Source organism: Sporichthyaceae bacterium, assembly GCA_036269075.1.
Classification (GTDB): domain Bacteria; phylum Actinomycetota; class Actinomycetes; order Sporichthyales; family Sporichthyaceae; genus DASQPJ01.
Genome location: DATASX010000080.1, coordinates 52,115 through 62,150, shown reverse-complemented (window position 1 = coordinate 62,150; position 10,036 = coordinate 52,115). Strand labels below are relative to the sequence as shown.

At 69.1% G+C, this 10,036-nt stretch carries 10 protein-coding genes and 1 riboswitch; of the genes, 3 read left to right on the top strand and 7 right to left on the bottom strand.

Going from position 1 to position 10,036, the window contains the following annotated elements:
• Nucleotides 1–848, top strand: an 848-nt coding sequence (locus tag VHU88_14095; GenBank protein ID HEX3612813.1) for a DEAD/DEAH box helicase, incomplete at its 5' end; no start/stop codon positions are given.
• A gap of 1 nt (nt 849) precedes the next feature.
• The gene (locus VHU88_14090) at nt 850–1,476 is read left to right on the top strand and encodes a metal-dependent phosphohydrolase (GenBank protein HEX3612812.1); all 627 of its coding nucleotides are present in this window, start codon (nt 850–852) and stop codon (nt 1,474–1,476) included.
• Between the two features lie 7 nt (nt 1,477–1,483).
• Here the strand turns inward: VHU88_14090 and VHU88_14085 are convergent, their stop codons facing one another.
• Nucleotides 1,484–1,765 (bottom strand): DUF4031 domain-containing protein, encoded by a 282-nt coding sequence (locus VHU88_14085; protein HEX3612811.1) that lies wholly within the window; start codon nt 1,763–1,765, stop codon nt 1,484–1,486.
• A gap of 227 nt (nt 1,766–1,992) precedes the next feature.
• On the opposite strand from VHU88_14085, the gene VHU88_14080 reads away from it, so the two are divergent.
• Entirely contained in the window at nt 1,993–2,487 is a 495-nt protein-coding gene (locus tag VHU88_14080; protein HEX3612810.1) for a peptidylprolyl isomerase, read from the top strand.
• A 24-nt stretch (nt 2,488–2,511) separates the two neighbouring features.
• Here the strand turns inward: VHU88_14080 and VHU88_14075 are convergent, their stop codons facing one another.
• The 6 genes from VHU88_14075 to VHU88_14050 form a co-directional block, all read right to left on the bottom strand.
• Entirely contained in the window at nt 2,512–3,537 is a 1,026-nt protein-coding gene (locus VHU88_14075; GenBank protein HEX3612809.1) for a methyltransferase, read from the bottom strand.
• Nucleotides 3,538–3,702: 165 nt separating this feature from the next.
• Nucleotides 3,703–5,346, bottom strand: a complete 1,644-nt coding sequence (groL, locus tag VHU88_14070; protein HEX3612808.1) for a chaperonin GroEL — start codon at nt 5,344–5,346, stop codon at nt 3,703–3,705.
• 188 nt (nt 5,347–5,534) lie between these two features.
• On the bottom strand, nt 5,535–6,200 hold the full coding sequence (locus VHU88_14065; GenBank protein HEX3612807.1) for a pyridoxamine 5'-phosphate oxidase family protein: 666 nt from the start codon (nt 6,198–6,200) through the stop codon (nt 5,535–5,537).
• A gap of 128 nt (nt 6,201–6,328) precedes the next feature.
• The gene (locus tag VHU88_14060) at nt 6,329–6,529 is read right to left on the bottom strand and encodes a cold-shock protein (GenBank protein ID HEX3612806.1); all 201 of its coding nucleotides are present in this window, start codon (nt 6,527–6,529) and stop codon (nt 6,329–6,331) included.
• A gap of 213 nt (nt 6,530–6,742) precedes the next feature.
• Nucleotides 6,743–7,996, bottom strand: coding sequence for a threonine synthase (thrC, locus tag VHU88_14055; protein ID HEX3612805.1), 1,254 nt, complete (start codon nt 7,994–7,996; stop codon nt 6,743–6,745).
• A gap of 12 nt (nt 7,997–8,008) precedes the next feature.
• Nucleotides 8,009–8,164: riboswitch (SAM riboswitch) on the bottom strand.
• 139 nt (nt 8,165–8,303) lie between these two features.
• Nucleotides 8,304–9,812, bottom strand: coding sequence for a hypothetical protein (locus tag VHU88_14050; GenBank protein HEX3612804.1), 1,509 nt, complete (start codon nt 9,810–9,812; stop codon nt 8,304–8,306).
• Between the last annotated feature and the right edge of the window lie 224 nt (nt 9,813–10,036).

The following is a 10,036-nucleotide window of genomic DNA, read 5'->3' as shown; positions in this document are numbered from 1 at the left end:
CCTACCAGATCATCACCTACCGGCCGGACAAGGAGGACGAGTTCCCGCACTTCAAGATCTTCGACGAGCGCGACTGGGGCCTGATCGTCTACGACGAGGTCCACCTGCTGCCTGCCCCGATCTTCCGGCTGACCGCCGACCTGCAGGCCCGCCGACGCCTGGGCCTGACCGCGACGCTCGTCCGCGAGGACGGCCGCGAGGGCGACGTGTTCTCGCTGATCGGCCCGAAACGCTACGACGCTCCGTGGAAGGACATCGAGGCGCAGGGCTACATCGCGCCGGCCGACTGCGTCGAGGTCCGGGTGACCCTGACCGACCACGAGCGGCTGGCCGTTGCCACTGCGGAACCCGAGGAGCGCTACAAACTCGCCTCGACCACGCGCACCAAGGCGAAGGTCGTCGAGGCGCTGGTCGCCCGGCACGCCGGCGAGCAGATCCTGGTGATCGGCCAGTACCTCGACCAGCTGGACGACCTCAGCGAGCGACTGGCCGCGCCGGTGATCAAGGGCGAGACGTCGGTCAAGGAACGCGAGCGGCTCTACGAGGCCTTCCGCACCAAGGAGATCTCCACGTTGGTGGTCAGCAAGGTCGCGAACTTCTCGATCGACCTGCCCGAGGCGACGGTGGCGATCCAGGTGTCCGGGACGTTCGGCTCCCGACAGGAGGAGGCGCAACGGCTGGGCCGGGTGCTGCGCCCGAAGTCCGACGGTCGCGCCGCGCGCTTCTACGCGATCGTCGCCCGCGACACGATCGACCAGGACTTCGCCGCGCATCGGCAGCGCTTCCTGGCCGAGCAGGGCTACGCGTACCAGATCCTCGACGCCGAGGACGTGCTGGAGCAGAACTGACGTGAACGCCCTGCGCGCCGACTTGGCCCAACGCTGGCAGCGGGTGGAACAACGCCTGCCCGGGTCCGCCGCGATCGGGATCGGGCTGATCGAGTCGTGGGCGCAACCGCATCGGCACTACCACGATCTGACGCACCTTCAGAACGTGCTGGTCAGGGTGGACGCGCTGGCCTCCTGGGCCGACGACGCGTTCGCGGTGGAGCTGGGGGCCTGGTACCACGACGCGGTCTACGACGGTGCGGCGCAGGCCGAGGAACGCAGCGCCCTGCGGGCCGAGATCGAACTGGGCGCTCTCGGGTTGCCGTCGGAGGTGGTCGCCGAGGTCGCCCGGTTGGTCCGGCTCACGGCCGGGCACGACCCGGCGCCGGAAGATCGCAACGGAGCGGTGCTCTGCGACGCCGACCTGGCGATCCTCGCCGCCGACGCCGAGCGCTACGCCGCGTATGCCGCGGCCGTGCGTCAGGAGTACGCGCACGTCGAGGAGTCGGCCTTCCGGGCCGGCCGGGCCGCGATCCTGGGCGAGCTGTTGGCTCAGCGCAGACTGTTCCGGACCCCGATCGGTCAGGATCGCTGGGAACGTCGCGCGCGGGCGAACCTGGCCGCCGAGATCGCGGCCCTGGGCTCCTGACGCTGCGTCAGGAGGCGACGCGCAGGTGGGACGACGACTTGGGGGTCCGCAGCCCGGCCGCGCGCAGGGCGGCGACCAGAGCCCGGGAGGACACCGGGCGCGCCCCGGCCTCGAGCAGGCGCTCGTACCAGTCGGCGGGCACGTCGTAGTGATCGCGGTCGAACGCCTTGGCCGGGATCCCGACCGACTGCGCGAAGGCGTGCAACTCCGCGAGATCGCTGTCGCTGGACACGTGGGACCACATGCGGCCGTGGCCCGGAAACAGCGGTGGGTCGATCAGGATCGCCATGAGGTCAAGCTAAGCAACGGATTCCCCCTGTTCATGACATTTGACCCAACCAAGTACCTCCCCCGAACCATCCCCGGGGAACCTTCCCGCGTTACGCCTCGCGTATGAGAGTGGACGCCCCGCGTATGAGAGTGGACGCCCAGATCATCGATGATCGGCGTGCATGGGCGATGGGGGGCGCCGGGCCTAGGGTGGGACCGAACGCAAACCGAGCGACAGGAGCCCCAGTGAACGAGAACGTCTACTTCGAGGTGTCGGTGGACGGGAAGTCCCTGGGCCGGATCACCTTCAAGCTCTACGACGACGTCGTCCCTAAGACGACCAAGAACTTCCGTGAGCTGGCCACCGGGGAGCACGGCTTCGGCTACAAGGGCTCGCCGTTCCATCGGGTCATCCCCGGCTTCATGCTGCAGGGCGGCGACTTCACCCGCCAGAACGGCACCGGCGGCAAGAGCATCTACGGCGAGAAGTTCGCCGACGAGAACTTCGACCTCAAGCACACCCGCCCGGGCCTGCTCAGCATGGCGAATGCCGGACGCAACACCAACGGTTCGCAGTTCTTCGTCACCACCGTCGTCACTCCGTGGCTGGACGGCAAGCACGTCGTGTTCGGCGAGGTCGTCGAGGGCATGGACATCGTGCAGGCGATCGAGGCGCTGGGCAGCCAGTCCGGGACTACCAAGGGCAAGATCGCCGTCGACGAGTGCGGGATCGTCCAGTAACCACTGGACGCGGGGAACGGCCGGCTACCTGATGCCGACCACCATCGAGTCCGGCCCGACCAGTGGCGCCACCCGGGTCTCGCGGAACCCGACCTCACGCATCCAGCCGCAGCAGTCCGCGCCGGTGTAGTCGTAGCCTCCCGAGGTCTCGATGAGCATGTTCAGGCTCATCAGCAGACCGAAGGCGTTCGCCCGGCGGTCGTCGTCGATCAACGTCTCGTAGACGATGAGCGCCCCGCCCTCGGGCAGCGCGGCGTACGCCTTCGCCAGCAACGTCATCTTCCGGGCCAGGTCCCAGTCGTGCAGGATGTGGCCCATCACCAGGACGTCGGCCGCCGGCAGGTCGTCGGCGAAGAAGTCGCCGCCGCGGAAGTCGATCCGGTCGCTCAGCCCGAACTCGGCGACGTAGTCACGGAAGACGGGCTCGACAGCCGGCAGGTCGAAACCGGACCCGGTCAGGTGCGGATGGGCAAGCGCGAGTTGAACCGGGACGGCACCCTGCGCAGTGCCGACGTCGACGAAGGTCGAGTAGCGGCCCCACTCGAATGTCGCCGCGATGGCTCGCCCCGACCCGGCGCTCACCCCGGTCATCGCGGACAGGAACTGCCGCAGCGCGTCTGGGTCGCTGTACAGAGTGGCAAACATGTCCTCGCCGCCGGAGCCCAGCTCGTTCTGCGGCAATCCGGTGCGCAACGCGGTGGTCAGGCTTCCCCAGAACGGGTACAGCCGGGCGTTGGCCATCTCCAGCAGGCCACCGATGTAGCTCGGCTTGGCCCGGTCCAGGAACAGGTCGACGTCGGGGCTGTTCGAGTAGACGCCGTCGACCCGGTCCAGCAGGCCGAGGGCGACCAGGGCGTCGAGGAAGTCGCGAGCGCCGCGCCGATGCAGGCCAAGCTTCTCGGCCAGCGGTTCGACCGGCATCGGGCCTGTGGCCAGCACGGTGAACACACCTACCTCGACCGCGGACAAGACCGCCTTTGAGCCCCAGAAAGCCATCCCCAGTTGAAGAATCCGATCCGGTGACTCCGCCGAATTTCCCTGTCCGCCCATCGGTCCTCCTGACCGAACGCCCGCGCGCAGCCGCCCGCGACGTCCAGCCTGCCACCGCGGGCCCCGGGTGCACAGACGTGCGCGAGGCCCCGGCGGGCAACCCGTCGGGGCCTCACAGACGAACTGGGTCGGACTAACTGCGCATGTTGCTTCCTCGGCTTCGCCTCAGAAGTCCATGCCGCCCATGCCGCCCATGCCTCCGCCGCCGCCACCCATCATCGCCGGGTCCGGACCCTTCTCCGGCTTGTCGGCGATGACGGCCTCGGTGGTGAGGAACAGGCCGGCGATCGACGCGGCGTTCTGCAGCGCGGAGCGGGTGACCTTGGCCGGGTCGATGATCCCGGCCTTGATCAGGTCGACGTACTCGCCGGTCGCGGCGTTGAGGCCCCAACCGATCTCGAGGTTGGCGACCTTCTCCGCCACCACGCCGCCCTCGAGGCCGGCGTTGATCGCGATCTGCTTCAGCGGAGCCGACAACGCGACCTTGACGATGTTCGCGCCGGTCGCCTCGTCGCCCTCGAGGTCGAGCTTCTCGAAAGCGGTCCGGCCGGCCTGGAGCAGGGCCACGCCACCACCGGCGACGATGCCCTCCTCGACGGCCGCCTTCGCGTTGCGAACGGCGTCCTCGATGCGGTGCTTGCGCTCCTTGAGCTCGACCTCGGTGGCCGCGCCCGCCTTGATGACCGCAACACCGCCGGCCAGCTTGGCCAGGCGCTCCTGCAGCTTCTCGCGGTCGTAGTCGGAGTCGCTGCGCTCGATCTCGGCGCGGATCTGGTTGACGCGACCGGCGATCTGGTCGGCGTCGCCGGCACCCTCGACGATCGTGGTCTCGTCCTTGGTGACGACGACCTTGCGGGCCCGGCCGAGCAGCTCGAGGCCGGCGCTCTCCAGCTTCAGGCCGACGGTCTCGCTGATGACCTGACCACCGGTGAGGGTGGCGATGTCCTGCAGCATGGCCTTGCGGCGGTCGCCGAAGCCGGGAGCCTTGACGGCGACCGACTTGAACGTGCCGCGGACCTTGTTCACGACCAGGGTGGCCAGGGCCTCGCCCTCGACGTCCTCGGCGATGATCGCCAGCGGCTTGCCGGACTGCATGACCTTCTCCAGCAGCGGCAGCAGGTCCTTGACCGAGGTGATCTTGCTCTCGACGAGCAGGATGTATGCGTCCTCCAGGGCCGCCTCCATCCGCTCCGGGTCGGTCCAGAAGTACGGCGAGATGTAGCCCTTGTCGAAGCGCATGCCCTCGGTGAGCTCGAGCTCGAGGCCGAAGGTGTTGCTCTCCTCGACGGTGATGACGCCTTCCTTGCCGACCTTGTCCATCGCCTCGGCGATCATGTTGCCGATAGCGGTGTCGGCCGCGGAGATCGATGCGGTGGCCGCGATCTGCTCCTTGGTCTCGACCGGCTTGGCGATGTTGGTCAGCTCCTCGCTGACGCGCTCGACCGCGGCCTCGATGCCCTTCTTCAGAGACATCGGGTTCGCGCCGGCGGCGACGTTGCGCAGCCCCTCGCGAACGAGAGCCTGGGCCAGGACGGTCGCCGTCGTCGTGCCGTCACCGGCGACGTCGTCGGTCTTCTTCGCGACCTCCTTGACCAGCTCGGCCCCGATCTTCTCCCACGGGTCCTCGAGCTCGATCTCCTTGGCGATGGAGACACCGTCGTTGGTGATCGTCGGCGCTCCCCACTTCTTCTCAAGAACGACGTTGCGGCCCTTGGGCCCCAACGTGACCTTGACGGCGTCCGCGAGCGCGTTCATACCGCGCTCGAGACCGCGCCGCGCCTCCTCGTTGAAGGCGATGATCTTGGCCATTGGTGAGGGTCCTCCCAGCGGAGTTGCTTGCGCAGATCGGGCGGTGCCCGCGACGGACGACCGAAAGCTCGACGGCCCCTTGCCGCAGCGCTTCCGGCCTCACCGGCCGACCTGATGTTTCTGTCACTCCCGGCCTGGGAGTGCTAACACATGCTTAGCACTCGCCCCCGACGAGTGCAAGCCGGCGGTCAGGCCCCGCTGGGGGCACTGGGCGAGGGCACGGTGCCGCCCTCGCGGGCAGCGGTGACCCCGAAGTAGTCCCCGCCTTTGCGCTTCACGTCGTCGGTGCCCCACTCGACCTGCTTGTCGAGGCGGGCCAGCAGCGGGATGTGCTTGGAGCAGTGGATGTAGGCCTCGTGGATGTCGACCACGACCCAGCGTTCGGGCCGGCGCCCGCCGGTCCGGGTGAGCATCTCCAGCAACGGGATCGTGACTCGCTCGTCGGCCAGCAGTTCCTCGTGCGCCATCGCCGTGGCCGCGCCGTTGACGTGCAGGCCGATCAGGTCGGTGAAGAAGTCGACGAACAGCAGCCCGATGTGCGGGTTCTCCGAGATGTTGCCGAGGCTCGCGTAGACGCCGTTGCCGCGCAGGTCCGGGAAGACGATGGTGCGCTCGTCGAGTGGGGTCACGAAGCCGGGTTCGCCGGCCCGGAACGAGCAGTCACACTCACCGCGCGAGTCCGCGGTCGACACGAACATCATCTGCTGCCGGGCGAGGAACTCCTGCATCCGGTCGTTCAGGTGGTCGAGGACCTGTCGGTCGTAGAAGGTCTGGGCCCGGTCGACCGAGTCCCATTCCTCCTGCATGCGGTGCTCGCCGTCGGATCCGGGCAGCAGCCGGGGTTCATCAGACACCGTTCAAGGTTACTGGCCGCAAGTGACTGGCGTCGGACAGTTGAACATGTCGCCGGTCATCTTCGTCAGGGACAACACGAGGGCCGACCCGATCGGGTCGGCCCTCGATTCAGGACGTTTCGGAGCCGTCAGACCGCGCGCACCGCGTCGGCCTGCGGGCCCTTCTGACCCTGGGTGATCTCGAACTCCACCCGCTGACCCTCGTCGAGCGAGCGATAACCATCTGCCTGAATCGCCGAGTAGTGCACGAACACGTCCGCGCCACCGTCGACCGCGATGAAGCCGTACCCCTTCTCCGCGTTGAACCACTTGACGGTGCCCTGAGGCATTGATCTCTCCTGGTGCAACAGTGCATCGAACCCGCACGTCGCGAGCCGGGTCGTACTCGTACACCCGGGCCGCGTCCGGCCGTTCGAACGAGAGAGAGATGGCGCACGTCCGGTATGACCTACGCCACTTGATCGACCGAGGCCGACTTTATAGCTCCGACACGCCCGGGCAACAGATCCACAATGCCCAATATCGCCGAGCGTTACCCCTGGTCAGAGCCGGGCGATGGCTTCGCGGTAGGAGCGCAGGGTCGGCGCGATCGTGGCCGTCGGGCCGACGTGGTCGGCGATCGCGTCGAGCGTCTTGAGGCCGTCGCCGGTGTTGAACACGACGGTCTCGGCGTCGGGGTCCAACTGGCCGGCGGCGAGCAGTTTGCGCAACGTCGCGATCGTGACCCCGCCGGCTGTCTCACCGAAAATGCCCTCGGTGCGCGCCAGTAGCCGCATGCCCTCGATGACCTCCTCGTCGCTGACGTCCTCGACGACCCCGCCGGTGCGCCGGCAGACGTCGAGCACGTACGGCCCGTCGGCGGGGTTGCCGATGGCCAGCGACTTGGCGATCGTGTTCGGCCGGACCGGGGCGACCACGTCTTGGCCGGCCTTGAACGCGCCGGCCACCGGGGAGCACCCGGTCGCCTGGGCGCCGAAGATCTTGTAAGGGGTGTCGTCGACCAGGCCGAGCTTGGCGAACTCGGTGTAGGCCTTGTCGACCTTGGTCAGCTGCGAGCCCGACGCGATCGGGATGACCGTCTGGGCCGGGATACGCCAGCCGAGCTGCTCGGCGACCTCGTAGCCGAGCGTCTTGGAACCCTCGGCGTAGTAGGGCCTGACGTTGACGTTCACGAACGCCCAGTCCTCCTCCTCACCGGCAAGTTCGGAGGCGAGGCGGTTGACGTCGTCGTAGTTGCCCTGCACCGCCAGCAGCGTGCCCGCGTAGACGGCAGTGGTCAGGATCTTCTGCTGCTCGAGATCGGCCGGGATCATCACGACCGAACGGATTCCGGCCCGGGCCGCGGCGGCGGCCACGGCGTTGGCCAGGTTCCCGGTGGACGGGCAGGCCAGCACGCTGAAGCCCAGTTCACGGGCCGCGGCCAGCGCGACGGCGACCACCCGATCCTTGAACGAGTGGGTCGGATTGCCGCTGTCGTCCTTGACCCACAGCGACCGCATCCCGAGTTCCTTGGCCAGGTTGTTCGCCTTGACCAGCTTGGTGCAGCCGGGCTCCAGGTTCGGGGTCGAGGCGACGTGCGAGGGCACCGGCAGCAGGTCGGCGTAGCGCCAGATGTTGTGCGGACCGGCAGCGATCGACTCGCGGGTGATCTCCGGGAACTCGTAGGAGACCTCCAGCGGGCCGAAGCACTCACCGCAGGCGTAGAGCGGGCCGATCTCGTAGTTGGCGCCGCACTCGCGACAGGACAGGTTCGTGGCCGACCCGAGCAGGCGGGTCTGGGCGGTGGCAGGCGACATCGGGGAAGTTCCTCCTCATCTTTCCCGCGGACGCGTTGCCCGGCGGGCCGGAGTTGGCACCTGCTCCCGCGTACAGCCCGACACAGCTTCGTGTCGGTGCCGGTTTTAACTGCGCGGGTGGTTGCCGGGGCTTCGTCGGGCCGTTCCCTCTGCCCCTCTGGATGAGCTGTCTCAAGTTGTGAGCCCGCGCCAGGCGCGAACCGGTTGAAGTCTAATCGAAGCGCCAGAGATGCGACGGAGCTGTGCCGCAGCCCACGAACCCCGGCCGGCGTGACCGCCGACCGGGGTTCGAGTGACTGGGGTGCAGCTAGCGGAGCGAGGCCGGGTCCGCCTTGCCGGCCGGCCGGGCCGCGTCCGGCGCGGAGTCGGCCGGGAGCCGATCGGAGGTGGGCCGGGTCGTTGTGCCCGGGGTCGGAGTGGCGGTCGGCTGACTGTCCCGCGCGCCCTGGTGGCCGGCCACCGGTGAGCTGTTGGGCGGGGACGCCGGGTCGTTGACCTCGGTCGAGGTCGCCGGCGGTTGCGCGGGCTGGGCCGGCCGCGCGGGCGCCTGCGGCTGGGCGGGCTGCGCAGCCGGGGCTTGGGTCTGGGCGGGCTGCTGCGGGGCCGCCGGAGCCTTGGTCTCGGTGGGGTGCTGGGCCGGTTGCTGCGGGGCCGGCTGTTGCGGGGCCGCCGGAGCCTGGGTGTGAGCGGGCTGCTGCGGGGCAGCCGGGGCCTGCGCCGGTTGCGCCGGTTGCATCGGATGGTTGGGCTGCACGACCACCGTGCTGGGCGGGGAGTAGTAATCGGCATCCGAGGCGTGGTCCATCCGGCGGTGCCGGCCGCGGTCGCTCTGATCGCCCTGGCTCGGATGCTGGCTGTGCACCTGGCCGGGGTTCTGCGCCGGTTGCTGGTTCTGGATCGGCTGCTGGTTCTGGACCGGTCGCTGGCTCTGCGTGGGTTGCTGGTGCTGTGTGGGCTGCTGGTTCTGGACCGGGCGCTGGTTCTGCGTGGGTTGCTGGTGCTGCGTGGGCTGCTGGTTCTGGACCGGGCGCTGGTTCTGCGTGGGCTGCTGGTGCTGCGTGGGCTGCTGGTTCTGGACCGGGTGCTGGCTCTGTGTGGGCTGCTGGTTCTGGACCGGCCGCTGGTCGTCGGTCCGCCGGTGCCTGCCGGAGCCGGGGTCGGTGGAGATCACCCCGCCGCCGGAGCCGGACGAACCGGACGAGCCGCCGACGGAGGCCGGGGCTGAGCCGGCGGACGACGAGGAGTTCCGGCTCGTGCTCGGGGTGGACGCATGGGACGTGCTCGGGCCGGCCAACTTGGTGGAATCGGCGGCGGCAGCCGGGGCCGGGGCCGACGCGACCGGTGCCTTGGGCGCCGGGACTGCCGGGGTCACCGGGGCGGCCGGCTGCGCGGGGACCGCGGCCGGAGCCGGGGCAGCGGGTGCCGCCGGAGCAGCCGGGGCGGCGGGTGCGTCCTGGTTCACCACCGGCGCCACGACGGGCTTGGCCTTGGGCCCGGCCACCGTCAGATTCTCGGTGGCCACCTTCGGGCCCTGCGCGGACGGGGAGGAGATGAGGTTGACGACCGCCCAGGCCGGCACGGCAGTGCCGACGACCGCGGCCGCGACCACGAGCGAAGTCTTCCGGGACAGGCCGGCCGATCCGGCCTTGGCCGAACCTGCCGCCCGGACAGGCTGCGGCGCAGCCGTGCTGCGGGCCGAGGGGATGCGGCGCAATTCGCGGCGCCGCTGGAACTCCCGGCCCGAACCCGCGATCGCCTGCAGCCACAGCGACATCTCGTCGCCGAGGCGGGGCTTGGGACGCTGTCCGTCGGTCATCGTCACTCCTCCGACGACCCTGTCGGGCGGCCGCCTTTGGCTCTTCGGAGCACTTTTCGACAAGGCGGTCGAAGTGACCGCAGCAGTGCCGTCCGTGCCCATCTCCGGAGCAGTCACGCTAATTTCGTGAACAGCAACCCTGACCCGGATTTGCCGGAACAAGGCTTGTTACGGGCGCAATATGGAAGTAGGTGGAGTAACCAACTCGCCACCAAATCTGCCTT